At 53.3% G+C, this 22,684-nt stretch carries 22 protein-coding genes; 14 read left to right on the top strand and 8 right to left on the bottom strand.

Features of this window, described 5'->3' with window-relative positions:
* Positions 1–27: 27 nt before the first annotated feature.
* From B9K09_RS17640 to B9K09_RS17615, 6 genes are all read left to right on the top strand, one after another.
* Complete coding sequence (locus B9K09_RS17640) at positions 28–1,116, top strand: HPP family protein (protein WP_218191969.1); 1,089 nt, start codon at positions 28–30, stop codon at positions 1,114–1,116.
* Between the two features lie 240 nt (positions 1,117–1,356).
* On the top strand, positions 1,357–2,307 hold the full coding sequence (locus tag B9K09_RS17635) for an AEC family transporter (RefSeq protein WP_087518043.1): 951 nt from the start codon (positions 1,357–1,359) through the stop codon (positions 2,305–2,307).
* A gap of 185 nt (positions 2,308–2,492) precedes the next feature.
* Complete coding sequence (locus tag B9K09_RS17630; RefSeq protein WP_087519152.1) at positions 2,493–3,176, top strand: response regulator transcription factor; 684 nt, start codon at positions 2,493–2,495, stop codon at positions 3,174–3,176.
* Entirely contained in the window at positions 3,166–4,440 is a 1,275-nt protein-coding gene (locus tag B9K09_RS17625) for a HAMP domain-containing sensor histidine kinase (protein WP_177408677.1), read from the top strand. Before B9K09_RS17630 ends, B9K09_RS17625 begins: the two co-directional genes overlap by 11 nt.
* Positions 4,441–4,571: 131 nt before the next feature.
* A complete protein-coding gene (locus B9K09_RS17620; protein ID WP_087518042.1) occupies positions 4,572–5,261 on the top strand; it encodes a class I SAM-dependent methyltransferase in 690 nt (229 codons plus the stop codon).
* Between the two features lie 194 nt (positions 5,262–5,455).
* Complete coding sequence (locus tag B9K09_RS17615; RefSeq protein WP_087518041.1) at positions 5,456–6,349, top strand: pseudouridine synthase; 894 nt, start codon at positions 5,456–5,458, stop codon at positions 6,347–6,349.
* Between the two features lie 156 nt (positions 6,350–6,505).
* Here B9K09_RS17615 and B9K09_RS17610 read toward each other — a convergent pair whose 3' ends face one another.
* The 4 genes from B9K09_RS17610 to B9K09_RS17595 are packed head-to-tail and all read right to left on the bottom strand — an operon-like array spanning position 6,506 to position 11,035.
* A complete protein-coding gene (locus B9K09_RS17610; protein ID WP_087518040.1) occupies positions 6,506–7,087 on the bottom strand; it encodes a cob(I)yrinic acid a,c-diamide adenosyltransferase in 582 nt (193 codons plus the stop codon).
* Positions 7,088–7,089: 2 nt separating this feature from the next.
* A complete protein-coding gene (locus tag B9K09_RS17605; RefSeq protein ID WP_087518039.1) occupies positions 7,090–9,108 on the bottom strand; it encodes an ATP-binding protein in 2,019 nt (672 codons plus the stop codon).
* A gap of 47 nt (positions 9,109–9,155) precedes the next feature.
* Positions 9,156–10,067: a putative 2-dehydropantoate 2-reductase gene (locus B9K09_RS17600; RefSeq protein WP_087518038.1), complete on the bottom strand. Its 912-nt coding sequence runs from the start codon at positions 10,065–10,067 to the stop codon at positions 9,156–9,158.
* Positions 10,068–10,069: 2 nt separating this feature from the next.
* A complete protein-coding gene (locus B9K09_RS17595; RefSeq protein ID WP_087518037.1) occupies positions 10,070–11,035 on the bottom strand; it encodes a response regulator in 966 nt (321 codons plus the stop codon).
* A gap of 145 nt (positions 11,036–11,180) precedes the next feature.
* Between B9K09_RS17595 and B9K09_RS17590 the strand changes: the two genes are divergently transcribed.
* Both B9K09_RS17590 and B9K09_RS17585 read left to right on the top strand, forming a co-directional pair.
* Positions 11,181–11,660 (top strand): YajQ family cyclic di-GMP-binding protein, encoded by a 480-nt coding sequence (locus B9K09_RS17590; protein WP_087518036.1) that lies wholly within the window; start codon positions 11,181–11,183, stop codon positions 11,658–11,660.
* A 137-nt stretch (positions 11,661–11,797) separates the two neighbouring features.
* The gene (locus tag B9K09_RS17585) at positions 11,798–12,631 is read left to right on the top strand and encodes a mechanosensitive ion channel family protein (protein WP_087518035.1); all 834 of its coding nucleotides are present in this window, start codon (positions 11,798–11,800) and stop codon (positions 12,629–12,631) included.
* 82 nt (positions 12,632–12,713) lie between these two features.
* Here the strand turns inward: B9K09_RS17585 and B9K09_RS17580 are convergent, their stop codons facing one another.
* The 3 genes from B9K09_RS17580 to B9K09_RS17570 all read right to left on the bottom strand — a co-directional run bounded on the left by B9K09_RS17580 (position 12,714) and on the right by B9K09_RS17570 (position 15,679).
* Positions 12,714–13,415 (bottom strand): lipopolysaccharide kinase InaA family protein, encoded by a 702-nt coding sequence (locus tag B9K09_RS17580; RefSeq protein ID WP_087518034.1) that lies wholly within the window; start codon positions 13,413–13,415, stop codon positions 12,714–12,716.
* Positions 13,416–13,673: 258 nt separating this feature from the next.
* Positions 13,674–15,242, bottom strand: coding sequence for an AmpG family muropeptide MFS transporter (locus B9K09_RS17575; protein ID WP_087518033.1), 1,569 nt, complete (start codon positions 15,240–15,242; stop codon positions 13,674–13,676).
* 44 nt (positions 15,243–15,286) lie between these two features.
* Positions 15,287–15,679: an MGMT family protein gene (locus B9K09_RS17570; RefSeq protein ID WP_256574084.1), complete on the bottom strand. Its 393-nt coding sequence runs from the start codon at positions 15,677–15,679 to the stop codon at positions 15,287–15,289.
* On the opposite strand from B9K09_RS17570, the gene B9K09_RS17565 reads away from it, so the two are divergent.
* Together B9K09_RS17565 and B9K09_RS17560 are read left to right on the top strand one after the other, a co-directional pair.
* On the top strand, positions 15,678–16,676 hold the full coding sequence (locus tag B9K09_RS17565; protein ID WP_087518032.1) for a DUF481 domain-containing protein: 999 nt from the start codon (positions 15,678–15,680) through the stop codon (positions 16,674–16,676). The two genes, B9K09_RS17570 and B9K09_RS17565, sit on opposite strands and share 2 nt — an antisense overlap.
* 128 nt (positions 16,677–16,804) lie before the next feature.
* The gene (locus B9K09_RS17560) at positions 16,805–17,827 is read left to right on the top strand and encodes a DUF481 domain-containing protein (protein ID WP_087518031.1); all 1,023 of its coding nucleotides are present in this window, start codon (positions 16,805–16,807) and stop codon (positions 17,825–17,827) included.
* 74 nt (positions 17,828–17,901) lie between these two features.
* Here the strand turns inward: B9K09_RS17560 and B9K09_RS17555 are convergent, their stop codons facing one another.
* Positions 17,902–18,660, bottom strand: coding sequence for an SDR family oxidoreductase (locus tag B9K09_RS17555; RefSeq protein WP_087518030.1), 759 nt, complete (start codon positions 18,658–18,660; stop codon positions 17,902–17,904).
* A 238-nt stretch (positions 18,661–18,898) separates the two neighbouring features.
* Between B9K09_RS17555 and B9K09_RS17550 the strand changes: the two genes are divergently transcribed.
* The 4 genes from B9K09_RS17550 (at position 18,899) to groL (ending at position 22,473) form a co-directional block, all read left to right on the top strand.
* The gene (locus tag B9K09_RS17550; RefSeq protein WP_087518029.1) at positions 18,899–19,624 is read left to right on the top strand and encodes a HugZ family protein; all 726 of its coding nucleotides are present in this window, start codon (positions 18,899–18,901) and stop codon (positions 19,622–19,624) included.
* 69 nt (positions 19,625–19,693) lie between these two features.
* Entirely contained in the window at positions 19,694–20,149 is a 456-nt protein-coding gene (locus B9K09_RS17545; RefSeq protein ID WP_087518028.1) for an FxsA family protein, read from the top strand.
* Between the two features lie 336 nt (positions 20,150–20,485).
* Complete coding sequence (locus B9K09_RS17540) at positions 20,486–20,779, top strand: co-chaperone GroES (RefSeq protein WP_010486228.1); 294 nt, start codon at positions 20,486–20,488, stop codon at positions 20,777–20,779.
* A gap of 47 nt (positions 20,780–20,826) precedes the next feature.
* Positions 20,827–22,473, top strand: coding sequence for a chaperonin GroEL (gene groL / locus B9K09_RS17535; RefSeq protein ID WP_087518027.1), 1,647 nt, complete (start codon positions 20,827–20,829; stop codon positions 22,471–22,473).
* The last annotated feature ends 211 nt before the right edge of the window (positions 22,474–22,684 follow it).

Here is a 22,684-nt window from a genome sequence, read left to right as displayed (position 1 = left end):
TAAACTTTTTATAGCTGAGGGGCACCGGTGAGTAGTACTAAAGCGTGGCTGCGATCTTTCTGGCCCGCGCCGATGGCAATCAGCAAAAGCCAGCAGGCAGTCAGTTGTCTTGGCGCTTTTTTCGGCTTGTCGTTCACGGCTTGGTTTTGCCATTCAGTTCTTGGCGCATCCAGCCTATGGCTGATAGCGCCAATGGGGGCCTCCGCCGTATTGTTGTTTGCCGTGCCTTCGAGCCCGCTGGCGCAACCCTGGTCAATCCTTGGGGGATGTGTGGTCTCGGCGCTGGTAGGTGTCAGCTGTGCGCGTTGGCTGGGGCATAGCGGCTGGGTTGCAGGTTTGGCGGGAGGTCTGGCAATTGGCTTGATGTTCGCCTTGCGTTGTCTGCACCCGCCTGGCGGTGCAGTGGCTTTGTCCGCGGTATTGGCTGGAGAACCTGTTGCCCAACTGGGTTATCACTTTGTGGTTTTCCCGGTGGCGATTAATGCTGCAGCGATGCTGTTGATCGCATTGTTGTTCAATAACCTGTTGCAGCGGCGATACCCTCACCGGGCGAGTGATCATCACAACCCGCATAAAACCATCGATGCCTTGCCGCGTGACCGGGTGGGATTTACCCCAGACGATCTTGATGCTGTGCTCAATGCGCGCGGAGAATTGCTCGACATTGCCCGTGATGACCTTGAGGAGATTCTGCGTCAAACCGAAGAGCGTGCTTACCGTCGTCGGTTTGGCGAGATACGTTGCGGCGACATCATGTCAGAGGATGTTCTCAGTGTGGGTGCGCAAACATCTGTCAGCGCTGCGTTGACGATCATGCTCGAACACCGCCTGAGTGCGCTGCCGGTCATCAACCAGAGCAAGCAACTGCAAGGCATGTTGAGTTTGCATGATGTGGTGGCGACAGCAGATGTCCAAGGCACTTGTGAGAGCATCATGCAGCGCCATGTATTGACCTGCAAAAGCGATTGGCCGGTGTCGTATTTGCTCGAAAGCCTCGGCTCTTCGGTTGAGCATCGCATGCCAGTGCTAGGAGAGAATAAGGTATTGCTGGGTATCGTGACTCAGACCGATCTTGTCGCCGCATTGTACCGGAGCGCACTAGAGAGGGCCGGATAACTTTTATGTGACGACCTAAGGAACCTCTGAAAAACTACTGCGCTAGATATTATGGGGCAGCCCTTGCTGCGTTAAAAAACTGCTCAAAATGCTCATTTAGGCCAACTAAACTCCGCTTTTTCGCTTTTTTTTGCCTTGTACTATCGTCGCTCGCTACCTTTTTCAGAGGTTCCCTATGGTGTTCCAGCCGCCTTGATGTGCGTGCCGGGCAATCCATGTTCTAGCAAGAGAGCTGTTTTTATGGCGTCAGTGCTGAGTGTCATCCTGCCGATTTTTGCGCTAATTCTGGCAGGCTTTGCATGTCGAAAGCTGAAACTGTTGGGGCCCGACGCCGCCTCAGAAATTAACCGAATGGTGGTCTGGCTCTGCTTGCCAGCCATGCTGTTTGAGGCCACAGCTACAGCCTTGTGGTCGCACATCTGGCAGCCTGAATTCATTTTGGCCTACACCATAGGCACCTTGGTTGTGTTCATTGCTACCGTGTTTTGGCGCATGCGCAAGTCTGGGGATTTAGCTGATGCCAGCATCCAGGGGCTGAGTGCTTCGTACGCGAACACCGGTTATATGGGGATTCCGCTGTGCATACTGGTGTTTGGTGACGATGGTTTGGAGCCTGCACTGATTGCCAGCTTGATCGTGATCTGCGTGCTCTTTGCGCTGTCAGTTGTATGCATTGAAGTGGCCCTGCAAGGCGAGAAACACATGTTGCGTGCAGTGCGCAAAGTGGCCTTGGCACTGGCCAGGAATCCGCTGGTTATTTCCCCTGTTTTGGGTGGGCTTTGGGCTTATTCGGGGGCGCCGTTACCTGCGCCTGTACATTCCTTTCTGACCCTGTTGAGTAATGCCACGGCGCCTTGCGCGCTTATTTCGCTGGGCCTGTTCTTGGCGCATAAACAGTCGGGGCAAAGTCAGGGGAGCATTCCATTAGTGTTGCTTAAGCTGTTTTTGCATCCGTTGCTGGTCTGGATTCTGGCATTCTGGGTATTTCAGTTGCCACCTTTGTGGGCAATGTCGGCAGTGTTATTGGCCGCGCTGCCAACGGGGACTGGCCCTTTTATGCTGGCCGATTTCTATCGTCGTGATGCAGCCGTTGTCTCTAGCAGTATTTTGTTGTCGACAGTCGGCTCTCTGATCACGCTGTCGCTGTGTCTGTTCTGGATTGAGTCGATTCGCCATAACGCTGCTTTCTAGACGCTGCTGGGGGGTAAAGCACCGCGTGTGGGCTTGCTGTCGCTCGTGTGTGAGAGAGGCGTTAAACCTATTGGGCGCTTGGCTGATAACCGCTGTAACGACCGACGCATCGACCACTGCGCGAAGATTGGTGTTTAATACTGGAGCACAGCATTTCAGCAGCGTTGCCCGGAGGCATGATCAAGATGCGTATTCTTGTGGTTGAAGACAATCAAGACATCCTCGCCAATGTAATGGATTACCTGACCATGAAAGGTTATACGGTCGATTGTGCTCAAGACGGTGTCAGCGGTTTGCACTTGGCCGTTACGGAGCACTACGACTTGATCGTGCTGGATATCATGCTGCCGCGCATGGATGGCTATCAGTTGTGTAAGCGGCTACGAGAAGATGCTCTCAGCGAGACGCCAGTGATCATGCTGACCGCCCGTGACGCGCTGGATGATCGGCTGCAAGGGCTGGGTGCAGGCGCTGATGATTACCTGCTAAAGCCTTTTGCGTTGTCTGAATTGGTTGCACGTATTGAAGCGGTATTGCGCAGAAGCCATGGCAGTCGCAAGCGCAAGTTGCAAGTTGGTGACCTTGTTTATGACCTCGACACCTTATACATCTCGCGTGCTAACCAAGCCTTGAAGCTAAATCCTCTTGGCCTGAAATTACTGGCTGTGCTGATGCAAAAAAGCCCCGCGGTGGTTCGCCGTGAGATGCTGGAAGAAACCCTTTGGGGTGACAATTGCCCAGACAGCGATAGCTTACGCAGCCATATCCATCAGTTGCGTCAAGTCCTCGACAAGCCATTCGATAAACCCTTGCTACACACCATTCACGGCGTCGGCTATCGCCTTGCGGAGTCCGCTGATGGTGGCTAAACAACCACTGCTCAGGCGCATTGTTATCGCTTTTGTGGTGATGACTTTTTGTGTCAGCGGGCTCTTTTCGTTGAGTATTGTCGCGGTTGTTCATTTCATTGAGGAGAACTTGGTTTCACAAGAACTCAATGAGGAGCTGGAAGGTGTTTTACAGCATGATCTGGCCAACGGCTTGCCGCCACGGCTTGATTCACGCACGCGTTTTTTTGCCTCAGATTTGCCTCGTTATACGACACCTCCGCAGTTTGCAAAGGCTGAACAAGGTTTTTCTGAAGTGGTAGACGAGACTCAAGCCTTCTACATCTTTAGATCTGATATTGGTGGGCAGAGCTTTTTTTTGGTGCAGGAGCAGCAAGAGTTTGAAGAGCGTGAAACGGCGCTTTATCGCGCAGTTGTTGCGGGCTTCGTTCTGAGTGTGATTCTGTCCTGGATACTTGGCTTGTGGCTGGCCCGAAAAATCGTCGCGCCGGTTGTGCGCTTGGCCAGCCAGGTGCGGCACCGCGATCAGTTACATCAACTCGCACCCAATATTGCACCCGACTATGCCGATGATGAGGTCGGGCACTTAGCCCAAGCTTTTGACAGCACGTTGGGGCAGTTGCGTAAATCGCTCGAGCGCGAGCGATTGTTTACCAGTGATGTAAGTCATGAATTGCGGACCCCGTTGATGGTCATCAACTCATCGTGTGAGTTGCTTGATGTGGCGACCAATCTTGAGCCGCGTCAGCGCGATAAGGTCCAGCGCATTAAGCGGGCCACAGATGAGATGAATTCATTGGTGCAAACATTCATGCTCCTGGCTCGTGCTACCAGCAGTGACTCCATTGAGGGCGGTCGGGTGACACTACGCGCTGTCGCAGACGAGCAGAGTACGCGTTGGGGCGGGATGATCAGAGAAAAAGGCCTGACATTCGAAATGGTCGATCAGGGCGCTAATGACACATGCTACAACCTGACATTTTTGCGTACTGTTATGTCCAACTTGCTGCGCAATGCATTGCATTACACAGAGGCGGGGGGCGTACGTTTGGTGTTAATGGCTGATGGCTTTTGTGTTGTGGACAGCGGCGTGGGGATTCCGTTGGAGCAACATGAGCAAATGTTCAAACCCTTTGTGCGCGGTCAGCAATCGCGCGGAGAAGGTTTAGGGCTTGGTTTGTCTTTGGTCAAGCGTATTTGCTCTCATGAAGATTGGGTCGTTAGTGTGAAAAACCTGGAGCCATCTGGAAGTGAGTTCAGAGTGTTTTTGAAGCCGGCTGAGTAATATTTCGCATCACTTAAAGGCTCTGGCCCCTGAAAAGCTGGTTGGTTTCACGGTTTTTTCACATTGCCTTGACGCCACCATGATGACTTGCCGGTTAGCGTTGATTCACGTAATTCAAGTGAGTCAACGCTATGTCTAAAACAAGCCCAATAGAGCTCGAGTTTTCTAGCAAGTACGATCGCGAACACGCCAAAATGTATTTGAACAAGCACAAGACAGGCTTGTCTCGGCGCATGTCGCATTGGCGTGAGGTACAAATTGCCCGTGCTGCATTGAAAATGGCAGGTGATCCAAGCTTGGTTCTGGATCTGCCATCGGGTGCGGGGCGTTTTTGGCCGATGCTCTGCGAGCAACCTAATCGTATGATTCTCGCTGCCGACAACTCGCAAGACATGCTTGATACCGGTATGCGCGGGCAGCCAGCAGAAGTTGTGGCCCGTGTTAAGCCGTTTCAGACCTCGGCTTTTGATATTGATCTTGGTGAGAATGCAGTCGACTGCATCTTCTCGATGCGTTTAATGCACCATATCGGCAAGGCAGAACATCGTCAGGCCATGCTCCAAGAGTTCAGGCGCGTAACCCGAGATACAGTGGTCATGTCGTTGTGGGTGGACGGTAATTACAAAGCTTGGAAACGGCGCCGCAGCGAAGCTCGTCGACCGCTTGCCGAGCGTGATCCTATGCTGCAAAACCGTTTTGTGATTCCTCGCGAGATCATTGAGGCGGAGTTTAAACAGGCCGGTTTCGAAATTGTTGGCCACAAGGATTTCATTCCAGGTTATGCGCTGTGGCGCATCTATGTTTTACGCAAGCAAGCATGAACTAATAGCTTTGGCTCAAGAGGATGAAGTAACTGCGCCAGGCAATGCCTAGAGGCAGGGCAACTCTTTAAGCGAGCCAAAGACCTGCACAGTGCCATGCAGTGTGTTGTATTGAGTATGACCTTTGACGCGCTCGGCATGACTACGGCCTAATATGCAATGGATGCATCTGTAGTCAGCCGTCGAGAGTCTAAATGCCTGTTCAAGCCCGTTCCCCTTCAAACATGCGCCCCAGTACCGTTCACTTGCCGCAAGGCCAGTGGCTGACGGTTCTGGATTGCTTGTGCGCGCATTTTTCCGGCGTTACGCGTGAGGTCTGGGTTGACCGCTTTGAACGTGGTCGCGTGCTTGATGCCGATGGCGTTGCGCTCGGCTTGGAGCATCCCTACAAAACCGGACTGCGTGTGCATTATTTTCGTGAAGTGCCATCTGAAATAGTCATTCCATTCGACGAAGTCGTTTTGCACTTTGATGAGCATTTAATGGTTGTCGACAAGCCGCATTTTTTACCGGTGATGCCTTCCGGAGGCTACGTTGAACAGACGTTGCAGGCGCGGTTGACCAAGCGTTTTGCCAATGCGGATATTGTGCCGTTGCACCGCATTGACCGGCATACCGCAGGCTTGGTGCTGTTTTCGACCAATGTACAAACCCGTGGGCTGTATCAAGCGTTGTTTCGCGAGCGGAAAATCATCAAGCGCTATGAAGCCCTTGCCAAGGCATTGCCCGAGCTGACATTTCCGCTGTTGCGCAAAACTCGCTTTGGGCCTGGCGAGCCATTCTTTCGCATGCAAGAAGTTGAGGGTATTGCCAATACCGAGACGCGCATTGAAGTTGCGCAGAAGTTAGGGGATCAATGGCTGTATGCGTTGTATCCGGTGACCGGGAAAAAGCATCAGTTGCGTGTGCATCTCGCCGCATTAGGCGCGCCAATCTGCAATGACCCGTTTTATCCCGAGGTGATAGATGCCCAGGACACGCCTGATGACTACAGCAAACCACTGAAACTGCTGGCGCAGGGGCTGGAGTTCATTGACCCGGTAAGTGGTAAGGAACGCAGTTTCCAAAGCCAGTTGAGTTTGCTCTAAGCAATCCGTAGGGGAAGACAACACGAAGCATGTCCACCATGGCTTAGCCAATACACCGAATATACGCGGCTGCTATTGGTGGCTAAAAAGCGCCAGTCACCCTAAGTTTCACGAGGAATCACACGAAACCTATTTGGGAGTTGTTGGCGCTACTTGTTACTCAACGTGCTTTGGCGCTGCCTGCCAGAGCACTTCGCTGACGTGTTGGTGCCGGGCGATGATTCTGGCCGCAACAAACAGCAGGTCAGACATACGATTTATATAAGCCAGCCCGACCTTGCGCATAGGCTCTTGTGCGTTTAGATGCTGGCAACGCCGCTCAGCGCCACGCGCCAGACTCCGGCAAATATGTGCTTGCGCGACGAGTTTCGAACCGCCAGGAAGGATGAAGTTCTCAAGCGGGCCGAGGACTTCATTCCAGCGATCAATAGCTTGCTCCAGGCGCTCAACTTCAGTCGTTTGCAGAGCTTGGTAGTCGGGCATCGCCAGCTCGCCACCCAAGTCAAACAAACGGTGTTGGCAGGGTTCCAGAACCTCAATTACATCGTTTAGCTCTGGGTGCTGGCTTGTTAGCTGTTGCAACTCGGCAATCAACAGGCCGATATGACTGTTTAGCGTGTCAATTTCGCCCATGGCTTCAACGCGGGGGTGATCTTTAGTCACTCTCCGGCCATCTGCCAAACCGGTTTCGCCAGCGTCGCCGGTGCGGGTATAAATTTTTGAGAGGCGAAAACCCATGTTTATAAACCTGTGGCTTGAGGTGGGGCTATAAGTGGTAAGCGCAGAATAAAGCAAGTGCCTTTATCCTTGTTGGCCTGTACTTCCATCTGCCCTTTGTGATTGTTGGTGATAATGAAGTAAGAGACTGATAAACCCAACCCGGTACCTTGGCCGACTTCCTTGGTGGTAAAAAACGGTTCAAATATTCGTTTGCGCACTGATTCGGGCATGCCAATGCCGTTGTCTTCAACTTCAATGATTGCCCATGGTGGACTCAGGCGAGTGCGTAAGCTAATTCGCCCTGGAGTGCGTTGATCATCGCGCTGATGAATGGCCTGGGCTGCGTTCTTCAACAGGTTGAGCAAAACCTGCTCTAGCTCGTTCGCGGTGACCGGTACCGGGCCAAGGGTGTGGTCAAATTTGCGCTCGATAATCAGGCTCTTGAAATCGAAGCGTTCAGCCAGGTCAAAGTCATTGCTGGCGATCTCGAGCGCTTGGTCGATAAGCGCAGGCAGTTTACAAGGGATTAATTGACGGTTGCTCAACCGGCTAAAGTTGAGCATGTGGCTGACGATTTTAGAGGCCCGTGTACCAGCCTGCTGAATGCCCCCGAGTAACTGTGGAATTTCCCTGGCTTGCAAATAACGGTCTATGGCTTCCAGTGAGATATTTTCTTGCGCCGCTATCTCACGATTACGCTCAAGCTCGGGCGACAAGCGCCGGCGAATGTTCTGCACATTATGCAGTATGGCGCCGAGCGGGTTGTTGATCTCATGGGCCATGCCTGCGGCCAGGCCTCCTACAGATAACATTTTTTCGGATTGAACCATGACCTCTTCAAGGTTGAGGCGCTGAGTAATATCGTCAATCCGGATCACTACGCCACGGCCGCTAACGCCGGTCAGAGGGTAGAACGTCAGGGCAAAGTGGTGCGGCTGACCCTCTCGGCTCCACGTAATCCGCTCAATTTTTTCGACCTTATGTTTATCGATGGTGCGCTTGAGTTGGTTGAGGTAAAGCTTAAGGTGTGGAAAGGCCAGGAACACCGGCTGGTTAAGTGCTTCATCTAGCGTGGTCCCCGATAGAGCGCTGGCCTCCTGATTCCATTGCGTGACGTAAAGCTCGTCATCCAAGGCAATAAGCGCGGAAGGCATCGAGTCGATGATGCTGTTGAGATAGTTTTGAAAACCGGTGAGTTTCTTTTCAATCTTGCTGCGAAACTGAACTTCCAGCTCAAGCTTACGGTTCGAATGGCGGGTTTCTTCTGCCAGTTGCTGGGCTTGATCGAAGGCTGTTTGCGACTCGTCCCGGGCGCGCTTGAGCTGCTGCTCACGTGCCTCGATGCGCATCATCATGGTATTAAACGCATCCGCAAGGCTGCCGATTTCGTCTTTATTCCCGCGCTTGGCGCGCAAGGAGTAATTTTCTTCACGGGTCACTTGGCGCGACAGCTCTTCGAGCTTACGAATCGGTTTGGTGATTAAACGCCGGATCTGTCGAGCGACCAAAAACCAGAGCATTGCGCTAACGGCCAGAATCAACAGGCTGGCTGTCAGCGTGCCGGTGTAGAAAGCGCCGGGTAGCTCGCTGGAGGCGACCAGCAGCAAATGACCGGGGCGCCCATTGAGCTGCGGCAATTCAATTAGTTGATTGCTGCGAAATTCGGTTACGCGCCAAGAGTCTAGCTCCTCGAGGCGTTCAGGCATCTCGAGCTTTTCACCGCGCTGTAACTGCGCGAGGCTGCGCCCGTTACTGCCGTAGATCACCGCACCGCGTAACGGCGGGTAGTCGTCCAACCGTTTGAGCACCGCTTGCGCCTCGCTGGCTGAGCTTAAGGCTTTATGGCTCAGCTCGGGGCTGGCGATAATTCGTCCGAGCGTGTGCATCGCTTGCGGCGCCATGCTTTGCTGGGAAATCCAGTAAGCCGCACTGATAAAGGTCAAGTTGGCAACCAGCAACACGGCGATGACGAGCACCAACAGTGCTGAAAGCATTTTTCGGCCAACGGGTAGGTTTTCTAAATGCTGGCGCAGGGACATAGCAGGAGAGGTCGCAGTGGCTAGAATGCTATGAGGGTAGCGTGGTGCTAGTGGCGGGGCAATCCGTGTGCATCAAGGTACTGGCCAAGTCGCTCGTTTAAGGCATTTAAATGCGGTAGTTGTAGCTGTTGGCGTTCAGCGGCGGCGCAGGCGTAACCGATCAGATAAGCAATCTCAGTGCGGCGTTTTTGGCTGACATCCTGATGCATTGATGAGTAGTTAGCGGCGGTGGCGTTGATCACGCGTATCACTTGTTCATGCAGGCCTGTTGCAGCTGTCGACATGCCGCAGGCGTGAAGCAATTGGTTCAGCTCATGACACAGGGTGGCCACTTCAGCCTGGTGTTCAAGCAAGCCACCATTGCGGCAGTCGTATAAAACTGTCAGTGGATTGATCGCGCAGTTAAGTGCCAGCTTGCGCCATAGACGACTGACGATGTCCTCTGCCCAGTCGTGATTGATTTGACTTTGCTGTAAATCGACCAGCCAAGTCGGTGGTTCAGACTGCAATGGGTCTCCCAGCCAAGTGTGGCCGTGTCCAGCAAACACGGTGCAAAAATCGGCCTGACGAAATGCGCCCTCAGTACTCGAAGCCAAAATGCAGCGGGCCTGGGGGATCAGTGCCGCTACACGCTCCTGACTGCCGAGACCGTTTTGCAGCAGGATAACCTCTGCATCTTCTGCAAGCAGGGGCGCCAGTTGGATGATAGCCGTTGGCGCGTCGTAGGCTTTGCAGGCCAGCAGCAGTCGCGAGATAGGGCCGCAGTCATCAATACTGACAGCAGGTATTGGGTAGCAATGAGGCTGATTGTCTTCGATCAGGGTCAGGCCACCGGCGCTTTGATAGCTAGCAAGGCGCTGTTGGTCGCGTAAAATTAACTCTACATCACAACCGGCCCGATACAGCCTTGCCGCCCAGAGGCTGCCAAGAGAGCCTGCACCGAGGATATGCCAGCGCATATTCAAGCGGTCTCAGGCAAGCGCATTGCAGCGACGCGGCCGCTGGCGTAGGACTCGGGTAACAGGCGCTTGGCACTGTTGATCAAGTCAGCTGGGCTAACGGGCAAGTTGCGGTTGTTGAGCCCGATCAAGCAAACCCCCGCCTTGAGGCTGATAAAACCTTCGCTGGTCTTGAAGGCTTTGAGGTTGAGGCCCTCGTGCAAACGCTTGAAGCTGCTCGGTGAGCACTCTTGCAGGTTGGACAGCAACGTGACCAGACCAAAATGATTGTCATCTATGCGGGTCAGCACATCGAGTGGACGAACCAGTTGTTGCAGGCGCCTGCCAACACTGTGTAGGAGCTCGTTGTAGAGGGACTCACCGTATTGCTTACGCAGTTCGTTCGCTTCTTGTAGACCAATCAGCAAGTAACCCAGCGCGCCGCCGCGTGACTCGACGTTGCGCAAGCCAGTTTCGAGTTTTTGCTCCAGGTAGCGCAAATTTCCAAGACCTGTAAGCGAATCAACCAAGTTGCGCTGTTCGAGGCTGGCGATATTGTCAGTCAGTAAACGATTTTCGATCAGCAGGCGTTGCAATGTGCTGCATAAGCGGTCAGCGGCGTACACGCGCGGCACCAGTTGCTCGTTCATCACTGATTTGTTGATGAAGTCATCCACACCGCTGTCAAAGGCTTCGCTCAGGACGTTTTCCCCTTCCTTGCCAGTGAGCAAAATCACGTAGGTGTAATGATCGGAAGTCTCATCCAACTGACGCACTTGGGAGGTGAGCATCAAACCGTCTGTTTCGGGCATTAACCAGTCGGCAAGGAGCACGCTTGCAGGGCGTGCCTCAAGCTGCTTGATCGCCTCGTTGGCGCTGTTGGCGAAGCGGATATCAATGTATCCGGCTTGGTTCAGCATGCGGCCGATGATTGCACTGGAGAACTTGGCATCGTCCACCACCATGATGCTGAGGTGTGGGTTAGGCATTTAAAACTCACAAAAGAAGGTGTGATCTGGGGCCGTCGCTGGGCAGTCGATGTCGCTCCCGATATATAATGACTAGGATTTTTAATCGTCAAGCAATCAGCGGCCCATTCGTGATGTGGGTCGCGCCAAACACAGGAGGAAACCTATGCCTTCGTTCGACGTGGTGTCCGAGCTAGATAAACACGAAGTGACTAACGCCATCGACAATGCCATGAAAGAACTGGAACGTCGTTACGATCTTCGCGGTAAAGGCAGCTTCGAAGCTAAAGATTTAACGGTCACTTTAACCGCCGATGCAGATTTTCAGCTTGAGCAAATGGCTGAAATTCTCAAGCTCAGCTTGGTTAAACGCAAGATTGATGTGCAATGCCTTGAGTTCAAGGATGCCTACGCTTCCGGTAAGTCCATGAAGCAGGAAGCCAACCTGCGTGAAGGTATCGACAAAGAACTGGCGAAAAAAATCGTCGCCTACATTAAAGACGCCAAGCTCAAGGTACAGGCTGCTATTCAAGGCGAGCAGGTTCGTGTGACTGGCAAGAAGCGTGATGATTTACAAGAAGCAATTGCCGTATTGCGGGCAAAAGAGTTCGATATGCCACTGCAGTTCAACAATTTCCGCGATTAACCCATAATGGGTTGAACCTTGGCGGTACTTTGTCGTCGCAAAAAGGTGTATTAGCAATTTAATCGCCATGGCTTGCCATGGCGATTTCGTTTTACGTGTCTGATTAAGGGCACGAATGTTTATAAAGGGAGTGTTCCATGGATATAACTGTCGATCAAATTCTCACTATGTCCGAGGCATGGTTGCCAATAATCGTGAGTTACAGCTTGAAGTTCGGCTTGGCCTTACTGACCCTGTGTATCGGCTGGTGGTTGATCAATTCATTGACTCGCCGCGTTTCCAAGCTGCTCAGTGCGCGCAGTTTTGATCCTGCACTGAATGGCTTTATCGGCAACCTGGGCAATATCATCCTGAAAATACTACTGATCATCAGCGTTGCGTCGATGATTGGGGTTGAGACCACTTCATTTATTGCGATGATTGGTGCCGCAGGCTTGGCAATTGGCTTGGCGCTGCAAGGCAGCCTGGCTAACTTTGCCGGTGGCGTGCTGATCATGATGTTCCGCCCGTTTCGGGTGGGTGATTGGATCGAAGGTCAAGGGGTAGGCGGCAGCGTCGATACCATTCAGATCTTCCATACCACGCTGAAAACTGCTGACAATAAAGTGATTATTGTGCCGAACGGCAGCCTGTCGAATGGCAATATCACCAATTATTCGCGTGAACCCACGCGCCGTGTTGATATCGCAGTAGGCATTGATTACTCGAGCGACATCAAAAAAGCTCGAGAAGTGCTGTTGAAAATCGCTGAGGACCCGCGTGTACATACCAAGCCAGAGCCGGTGGTGTATGTGACGGGACTGGGCGAGAGTTCGGTTGATTTGGCGTTGCGCGTTTGGGTTGCGACGGGGGATTACTGGCCAGTGACTTTCGATTTCACCGAAAGAGCCAAAGTGGAGTTGACTGAAGCGGGTATCGGAATTCCGTTCCCTCAGCGTGTCATGCACATGGTGCAGGCGCCTGCGGCGTAAGCTTTTCCAAGCGCCGGTGACGTATACAACCCAGCCAGGCAGATGATTGCCAAATGTCTGGCGGGGTTGTTCAGGTTTTTGATCAGTCGGGCAGTTCGCTCAGTTTGCGACCAAATTCCTGCTCATAAGCGTCTTTCAGGACTTTCCAGTCCGCTGCACTCCAGTCGGAGTGGCGACGTAGCTGCTTGATGTCGTGCAATGCGGCTTGTTTGCTGGTCAAGCGCTGGCGACACTTTTCAAGGTCAAGTAGCGCTGCATGCGGTTTGGCCGCAGCCCCTTCACCTTCAACATAAACAAACACATGCTTGGCGTAGATGCAGCCATGTTGCCAGCGTGCGCGGTTGAGTCTGGCGATGTTGATGCCTATGGTTTTTAGCAATTGGGTGTGCAGTGCTTCACCATATTGCTCGCGGCCGCCAGCGGCATACCAGTCTTCAATGGTTTGGTAGCCTTGCAATGCGGCAGTGATCAGCAAACCACGCTCATTGCTGGTTGAGCAGTACACAATCTGCGGCACATTGACGCCAGCCTTACGTGCACCGATCAGCGCATCGCGCTCACGCAAAACAGTCAGGCGACCCAGTGGATGTAGCCAACTGCGGTGAATGTGTCCCGTTTGGCGCTTGGCGTAGAGTAGGTTGCCGTTGTCATCGTAGATGCGCTGTACACCACTTTCTCCGCCGCGACGAACGTTGGGTTCTTCAACCCATTCGCCTTGTTTTTTCCACCATGTATCAAACACATTGTTTTCGGCGGTGGAAGCTGGATGTTGCTCTGCCTGCATGCTGCGCTCCGTAGCGTAAAACCAATCGCTCTGTGCCTCTGCCGTGCAAACAAACTAAATGGGTTGCGTCAGCGTTGGCGTAGCGTTGTTTTTATTGTTATTTGGACTAATAGAATAGCCTTGAGTGAAAAATCCAAGTTAGCCATCAACAATACCACCACTTTATTGCAGGATCGCAGTAGATCGCCCTTAAATTGTTACCAAAGTGCTTATCTTGCAGGCGGTGGCGCTCTAGGCACCACCACTGTTTAGTCGCGTTTAAGCTTGCTCGGTCGAGCTTGGAGGCGGGGGGGGGCTGGCTGGCGCAGACGATTTGCCATCGGCCTGTGAGCGTTCACGACGCCACTGAATGATGATCAAAAATAGCGTTGGCAAGCCGAGCAGAGCGGTGATCAGGAAAAAATGTGGGTAACCGAACTTCTCGACCATAACCCCGGAGTAGCCACCAATCAGTCTTGGCAACAGCAACATGATGGAGCTGAGCAGGGCATATTGGGTCGCTGAGAACTTGAGGTTGGTCAGGCTCGATAGATAGGCTACAAACGCCGCTGTGGCGAGGCCTGCGCTGAAGTTGTCGGCTGATATTGTGATAATCAGCATATCCAGATTCGCACCCATGCCGGCGAGCATAAGGAACAGTAGATTAGTTGCTGCTGACGCTGCACCGCCGATAAGCAAGATCGGCAGAATGCCAAAGCGGACGATCAGCAATCCACCGAAACCTGCGCCGAGGAGCGTCATAACCAAACCAAACAACTTGCTGACGCTGGCGATCTGATCTTTGGTGAAACCTTGGTCGATATAAAACACGTTAGCCATCACGCCCATCACCGTATCGGACATACGGTACGTGGCGATCAGCCCGAGCAAGATGAGGGCCTGCCAGCGATAGCGCATGGCAAAGTCGTTCACCGGTGTCAGTACCGGTGCCAAGCTGCGACGGCCCATTGATGACAGGCACAGGGTTGTCAAAATGGTGTAGAGCAGGGCGCGCAGAAATGCGCGATCGGTCAGCAGCAGGTCGAGCATGCTCATCTGGCCCGATATAACGCTGGCGAAGTCGGTGTTATAGAGTTGGGTGAACATCGCCGGTACCGAAACCAGCAATACAATCAGTACCAGTACCGAGGCAATCTGATGGCTAAATCCATAGCGAGCGGCTGCCATTTGCGTACGAATTGGCACGTCGGGCTCGCGCATCCACAAGCTGGTAATCAGCGCAGGCACCATCAGCAGAGCAAATACCAGGTAGGTACTCGACCACGCGCTGAACTGATAAAGCTGTGTGGTTGAACCAAAACCTTCGGCGAAGTACAACGCACCAGCAGTGGCAAGCAGTGCAGCGATGCGGTAACCGGCCATGTAGCTGGCGGCGAGAGCTGCTTGACGGCTGTCGTCGACAATCTCAAGGCGATAAGCATCGACGGCAATGTCTTGGGTGGCCGAGGCGAACGCGACCAATACCGCAAGCGCAATCAGCCAGGTCAGACGGGTTTGTGGGTCACACATGGCCATGCCAGCCATGCCGACAACAATCAACAATTGCGAAAGCACGAGCCAGGAACGGCGGCGTCCCAGTCTCCCCAGTAGCGGCAGACGCCACTGGTCGAGTAGTGGCGACCAAACCCATTTAAAGGCGTAGGCGAGGCCGATCAGGCTCGCAAAACCGATGGTTTCGCGGGCGACACCGGCTTCACGCAGCCATACTGACAAAGTGGAAAACACCAGCATGTAAGGCATGCCTGCGGCGAATCCAAGTAGCAGTAGTACCAGTGTCGAGGGGCTAGAGTAGGCGTCGAGTGCTTCGCGCCAGCTTTTTTGAGGCATTAGGCAGGTTTCAGCTTAGAGAAATACTTAACAAAGGGCGCACTCTAACCGCTGTGCTCCATTGGACGCCAGCCGTGCTGTCGGATATCCACTTTTTCTCCTCGAATAGTGATGCCTTCGGCCCGTAATCGAGCGCGCTGTTCTGCCCCGGAATGGCTGCCTGCACTTAAGCTCAGTCTGCCTCCTGCTGCAACTACTCGATGCCACGGCAAACTGCTGCCGTCTGGCAGTTGACTTAACGTCCGGCCCACCCAGCGCGCGGCACGGCCTAGCCCCGCGAGTTCAGCCAGTTGGCCATAACTGACTACACACCCCTCAGGAATCTGTGCGAGCACGGTATACAAGGCTGTTTTACGCTCCTGTTGACTTGCGTTAGATGATGGCAAGGCGGCATCCTTGGCTGATTTAACCTGTTTCAAGTCTGGGTGATCAATCATGTGGCTGCGTACCTGCTTGCTCTTCATGTCGTTGGGTGTTGCCGCGCCGCTTATGGCCGATACGGTCTGGTTGAATAATGGTGACCGCCTGAGCGGCGAAATTATCCTGCTCGATGGCGGGAAACTGTCTTTAAAGACCAAGTATGCGGGCCAAGTATTAATCAACTGGTCTGATATCGAAACACTCAGCTCAGATCAGCCGCTACTCATTCGCCGTCAAGGTCTCGACAGCAAACATAGCAAGCAGCTAGCGGCGGCGGGCAAAGGAATGGTGCGGATTACCGATGTCTCGACGCAAACCGTGCCACTGGCCAGCGTGACGCGCTTGGTGCCGGCGCGTGAGTTTCTCCAGGACTTTACGTGGGAGGGCAATCTTGACGCCAAGCTTGATCTTGAACGCAAAGATGATAAGTCCGATGAGTTCAGGCTCAAGGGAGATACCCGAATCGAGCAAGGGCGCTGGCGGCAGGTGATGAATGGCGAATATGAGCGTGAGACTAAAAACGATCGTGTGACCGATGACAACTGGAACCTTGAGTACGACATCGACCGGTTTTTAACCGAGCATTGGTTTTGGCGTTTAGGCGGTGAGCAGCAAGTCGATCATCTTGAGTTTGTCGAAAAGCAGCAAATTATCGGCACCGGTCCCGGCTATCGGTTCTGGGATGACTCTCTGGGGCGTTTTGATTTGATTGGGCAGGTTAACCAGGTCAAGTTTGACTACCCCGGTGGCGATTTGAGTTTTCGCACATTCTCACTGGTTTGGGATTACAAACGCCTGCTGTGGGGGACGCGTCTGGAGTTCTACACCAATGCTGAAGTCCAGTTCCCTGAAATCAGTGAAATTGACTATGTCTATGAAAGTGAGTTTGGCCTGCGTTACCGGCTAAATGACTGGGCGCGGGTGTCTATCTTGTATGAGCTCGACCGCATCGAAGCGCAAGCTGGGGATAACACCGATGAGAACTTTTTGATCGGTGTTGGTGTGGGTTGGTAGGTAATACTTGAGTCGATTGGTCGGAAGAATCCTGAACTTGGCTGGAAAAGCTCGGTCTGTGCTTGTTCAGGTGTCGCGGAAGTACATAATGCGCGACTTTTCTAGAATCTGAGCAGTCATAGTCACCTATGTTTTCACAAACAGCTTCTCGTACATTACTAAGCATCACGTTGTTCTTGGCCGCCTCGCCGCTTCTGGCAGACACCGTCTGGCTAAAAAACGGCGACCGTCTTACCGGGACAATCAAATTCTTCGACGGCAACAAATTACTCCTGCAAACCGATTACGGTGGAGCGATTCCGTTGGCGTGGAGCAAAGTCAAAACGCTGGAAAGCGATCGTGAGCTGCTGGTTAAGGAAGACGACTCAAACACTGAGCGGGCCAAGTCACTGCGTGCTGGCGAGGCTGGGCAAGTAGTGTTGGTCAATGGCGAGGCGCCGCGCACTATTGAGCTGGCAAGCATCACCCAGATCATGAAGCCCAAGCCGGTTGTCGAAGACCTGACGTGGCGCGGTAATATCGATGCAGCCTTTGATTTCAAACGCTCAGAGACCGACACTGATGATTACGATATCGATCTGAAAACCCAGGCCCGCCACGGAGCCTGGCGGCACAATGCGACAGCAGGTTACAACCGTGAACTCTCGGATCATGTGGTCACGACGGACAACTGGGACGCCGAATATGCCCTCGACCGTTTCCTCGATGAACACTGGTTCTGGCAGGGGCGTCTGGAGTACAAGCGCGATAAGGTCGAAGATCTGGAGCGTCAACGCACTGTCGGTACGGGTCCCGGTTATCAGTTCTGGGATGACGAGTTAGGTGCTTTCTCTATCGCCGGGCTAATCAACCGGACTGATTACGAGTATGCCAACGGCGACCAAACGAACTTCTACGCGATTAGCGGTAAGTGGGACTACAACCGTTACTTACTGGGTAAGGCTGTTGAGTTCTTTACCACTGGTGAGGTCGGTAAACCACTGGATGACGTAGCGAATTACACCTTCGATGCTGAGGTGGGGTTGCGCTACAAGGTAACTGACTGGGCTTCGCTCAATATGAAAGCCGAGAAAGATTTGGTCAGTGGTGGTGGCTCTGACAACGAATTGGATGAAACCCGCTATAGCTTGGGGTTCGGCGTTGGTTGGTAGGATTGAGTCGACGTAAGCAAAACGCCCCGCAATGCGGGGCGTTTTTAGTTGCATCTGTTAATCGTGCGCAGCGATTACAGGCGCAGACCGCCATCAAGCTCAAGAATACGACCGGTGTAGTAGTCGTTTTCAAGGATGTAGGCGACCGAGTGGGCGATTTCAGCAGGCTTGCCCAGGCGGCGCAGCGGAATACCCGAAGTCATTTTCTCCAGTGCTTCTGGCTTCATGCTGGCAACCATTTCGGTTTCGATAAAGCCAGGTGCAACGCCCGCCACACGGATACCGTAGCGCGCCAACTCTTTGGCCCAGACCACCGTATCTGCGGCAACCCCTGCCTTGGCCGCTGAATAGTTGGCCTGGCCCATATTGCCAGCGCGTGAGATCGAAGAAATATTGATGATCGCGCCCTGATTTTTCAGCTCAACCATTTTGGCCGCGACTTCACGGGTGCAAAGGAAAACACCCGTCAGGTTTACGTCGATAACGGCTTGCCACTGCGCCAGGCTCATTTTGCTCATCTCACCATCTTTAACTTTGATGGTCAGGCCGTCGCGCAGAATGCCCGCGTTGTTAACCAGGCCATTGATGGCGCCGAAGTCTTCAGCGACTTGAGCGACCATGTGCGTGACTTGCTCTTCATTGGCGACGTTGCACAGGTACGCGCGCGCCTCAGCACCCAGTGCTTTACAGGCAGCCACCGCTTCATCGAGGCGCTCCTGGTTGAGGTCGACCAGTGCCAACTTGGCACCTTTGCTCGCCAGGTACTCACCCATTGCGCGGCCTAATCCTTGGCAGCCGCCAGTGATGATGATGACTTTGTCTTGCAGTTGCATGGAGGTTCCCCATCTAAAATGTGTGTATGCCCCTGCGGCAGCCATTCATCCCCTCGAACGACTAGCTGCTCCACTCAAAAGAGGCGAAACCTGCTGAACAAAAATATCGACAGCGCGTAAACTGCTAATTTCAGCGGGTGCTTCATATTGGTTTTAAGCATTCAGTTTCGTGGAAGCTGGTTGCCAACAGTCATTCCAATTTCTTTTTTGTGACGGATTCTTTGCAGGGAGTCATATTATGAGCTTAAGCGCGGCTAAGCATGCCCGAGAATTGCTGCTCAAGGAATACCGCGGCGTACTCTCGACACATTCCAAGAGCATGCCCGGCTTTCCTTTCGGCTCAGTGGTGCCGTATTGCTTGGATGCGCAGGGCTACCCGCTGATCCTTATCAGCCGCATCGCCCAGCACACTCATAATCTACAACGTGACCCAAAGTGCTCGATATTGGTCGGTGAGCGTGCCGCCGAAGATGTTCAGGCCGCAGGGCGTTTGACCGTTTTGGCCGAGGCTCGCCGACTTGAAGATGCTCAAACGATTGAGGCCGCAGCCGAACGCTATTACCGCTATTTCCCCGAGTCTGCGGATTATCATCGGGCGCATGATTTCGACTTCTGGCGCCTTGAGCCTGTAAGGAGTCGTTATATCGGCGGCTTTGGTGCTATTCACTGGGTTGATCACGTTACGCTGGCCAACGAGTTTGCTGGCGAAGCTGAGCTGAGCATGCTTGAACACATGAATGCCGATCACCGCAAAGCCATTGCCCACTATGTCGAACTGGCAGGTTTACCGGCTCACCCTCCGGCGCAGATGGTCGGTATAGATAGCGAAGGTTTTCATCTGTCTATCGCCAAAAGCATCTATTGGCTGGCTTTTCCAACAATTTGTAACACTCCTGGAGCGGTGCGTCAGGCATTGGTGGCGCTGGCTCACGCCGATGAATGGCCGGGAAATAACGCGGCTTAAGCTTGAATTAAGTGCGCTAACCCATACTTCATCCTCACAGGAAGCTGTTCTTCCGTTAAGGAAACTCTGATGCGTGCTTTTTTGTTTTTGTTTCTGTTATTCCCGCTCATAGAGCTGGCCGTATTGATCAAGGTGGGGGGCGCAATTGGTGCGCTGCCGACTATTTTGCTGGTAGTCGGCTCTGCCGTACTGGGTAGCATTCTTCTGCGTGTAGCCGGTATTGCTACGGCATTCCGTGCGCGTGAGCGTCTTGCCCGTGGTGAACTGCCGGAGCAGGAAGTACTTGAAGGTTTGATGATTGCTGTCGGTGGTGGCTTGCTGCTGTTGCCAGGTTTTATCAGCGACATCTTCGGTCTGTTATGTCTGATCCCGTTCACCCGTCGAATCTTCGTCGGTAAAATCCGTGCCCGGGCAGCCGAACAGGTCGCACGTCAGCGCGCGTTTGCCGATGATATTGCTGCGGCGCAGCGTCCGGCGGACTCGCGTCCTAATGTGCTTGAAGGTGAATACGAACGTCGCGACTAATTGCAGCAATCGTAGCCTTATGTTGAACCAAGCCCGTGCCTAGCGCGGGCTTTTTCTTGAGTGCTGGTAATGCCCCAAATGAGCAGGCTGATTCGGTCTGCGGCTCGAGCCCGTGATTGCTGGCGCTGATGTAAAAAAATTAGTTGGCGCCCTTGAAATCACCTTTTGCGCCCGCATATAGCAAGCACCGCAAGGTTTTCTGTCACTAAGACAGAGCAGACTTCAGCGTTGTGCAATGTGGAACGTGCAGTGTGCAACGCTACTGGCAACGCCAGACTTTGCTAACCGTCGGTGAAGACACCGGCTGATAAAACAATCTATTGGGAGAGATCGACAATGAAGCTTCGTCCTCTGCATGACCGCGTAGTGATTCGCCGCAGCGAAGAAGAAACCAAAACCGCTGGCGGTATCGTGCTGCCAGGTTCCGCTGCAGAAAAGCCTAATCAAGGCGAGATCGTTGCCGTAGGCACTGGTCGCGTGCTGGACAACGGCGAAGTTCGAGCACTGGCCGTCAAGGTTGGTGACAAGGTTGTGTTCGGCCCTTACTCCGGTAGCAACACCGTCAAAGTTGATGGCGAAGACCTGTTGGTAATGGGTGAAAGCGAAATCCTGGCTGTTGTTGAAGCCTGATTTCCACGAATCTCCGTTTAACCGTCAAGAATTGAGGAACCATTTCCATGGCTGCTAAAGAAGTTAAATTCGGCGACTCCGCCCGTAAAAAAATGCTCGCCGGTGTAAACGTCCTGGCTGACGCTGTTAAAGCAACTCTGGGCCCTAAAGGCCGTAACGTCGTTCTGGAAAAGAGCTTCGGTGCTCCAACCATCACCAAAGACGGCGTTTCTGTTGCTAAAGAAATCGAGCTGAAAGATCGCTTTGAAAACATGGGCGCTCAGCTGGTTAAAGACGTTGCTTCCAAGGCGAACGACGCTGCAGGCGACGGTACAACTACCGCCACCGTTCTGGCTCAAGCTATCGTCAACGAAGGCCTCAAAGCCGTCGCTGCTGGCATGAACCCAATGGACCTGAAGCGCGGCATCGACAAAGCGACCATCGCTATTGTTAAAGAATTGAAGAACCTGTCTAAGCCATGCGCTGACACCAAGGCTATCGCTCAGGTTGGTACTATCTCGGCTAACTCCGACCACTCCATCGGCGACATCATCGCTGAAGCCATGGAAAAAGTCGGTAAAGAAGGCGTGATCACTGTTGAAGAAGGCTCGGGCCTGGAAAACGAATTGTCTGTTGTAGAAGGCATGCAGTTTGACCGTGGTTACCTGTCGCCATACTTCATCAACAAGCCAGACACCATGGTGGCTGAACTTGAAACCCCGCTGATCCTGCTGGTCGACAAGAAAATCTCCAACATCCGCGAAATGCTGCCGGTGCTGGAAGCTGTTGCCAAAGCCGGTCGTCCACTGTTGATCGTTGCTGAAGACGTTGAAGGCGAAGCCCTCGCGACTCTGGTTGTGAACAACATGCGCGGTATCGTCAAAGTCGCTGCTGTTAAGGCACCAGGTTTCGGCGATCGCCGTAAAGCCATGTTGCAGGACATCGCGATCCTGACTGGCGGTACTGTGATTTCTGAAGAAGTCGGCCTGAGCCTTGAAGGCGCTACTCTTGAGCATCTGGGTAACGCCAAGCGCGTGATCCTGAGCAAAGAAAACACCACCATCATCGACGGTGCTGGTCAGCAGGTTGATATCGAAGCCCGCGTTGCTCAGATCCGCAAGCAGGTTGAAGACACCTCTTCGGACTACGACAAAGAGAAGCTGCAAGAGCGTCTGGCCAAACTGGCTGGCGGTGTTGCAGTAATCAAAGTCGGTGCCGGCACCGAAGTTGAAATGAAAGAGAAGAAAGCCCGCGTTGAAGACGCCCTGCACGCTACCCGTGCTGCGGTAGAGGAAGGCGTGGTTCCTGGCGGTGGCGTGGCATTGGTTCGCGCTCTGCAGGCCATCGTTGACCTGAAAGGCGACAACGAAGATCAGAACGTTGGTATCGCTCTGCTGCGTCGCGCGGTTGAAGCGCCACTGCGTCAGATCGTTGCTAACGCAGGTGACGAGCCTAGCGTTGTGGTCGACAAGGTCAAGCAAGGCGAAGGTAACTACGGTTACAACGCTGCGTCTGGCGTGTACGGCGACATGATCGAAATGGGTATCCTTGATCCAGCTAAAGTGACCCGTTCGGCACTGCAAGCCGCTTCCTCGATCGGTAGCCTGATGATCACTACCGAGGCGATGATCGCTGAAGTAGCTGACGACAAAGGCCCTGCAATGCCTGATATGGGCGGCATGGGTGGTATGGGTGGCATGGGCGGCATGATGTAATTCAGCCTGCACCTAGTACCGAAAAACCCCGCGCCAGTCGCGGGGTTTTTTTATGCCTGACAAAAGCCGCCGACGCGCCTCTTGTGTGAGGTAATTGACACTTTCTTCACGATCGATCTGTGAATATCGATTACGGATTGAACCAATCATATAGTTTGAGGTTCAGAACCCTGCCGATATTCCTTGAGTCCTGCGCATGTTGTTGCTTTAT

The organism is Pseudomonas sp. M30-35 (assembly GCF_002163625.1).
In the GTDB taxonomy this organism is placed as follows: Bacteria; Pseudomonadota; Gammaproteobacteria; order Pseudomonadales; family Pseudomonadaceae; genus Aquipseudomonas.
Note: the sequence above shows the minus strand (reverse complement) of the source record. Positions and strands in the feature narration are given on the sequence as shown.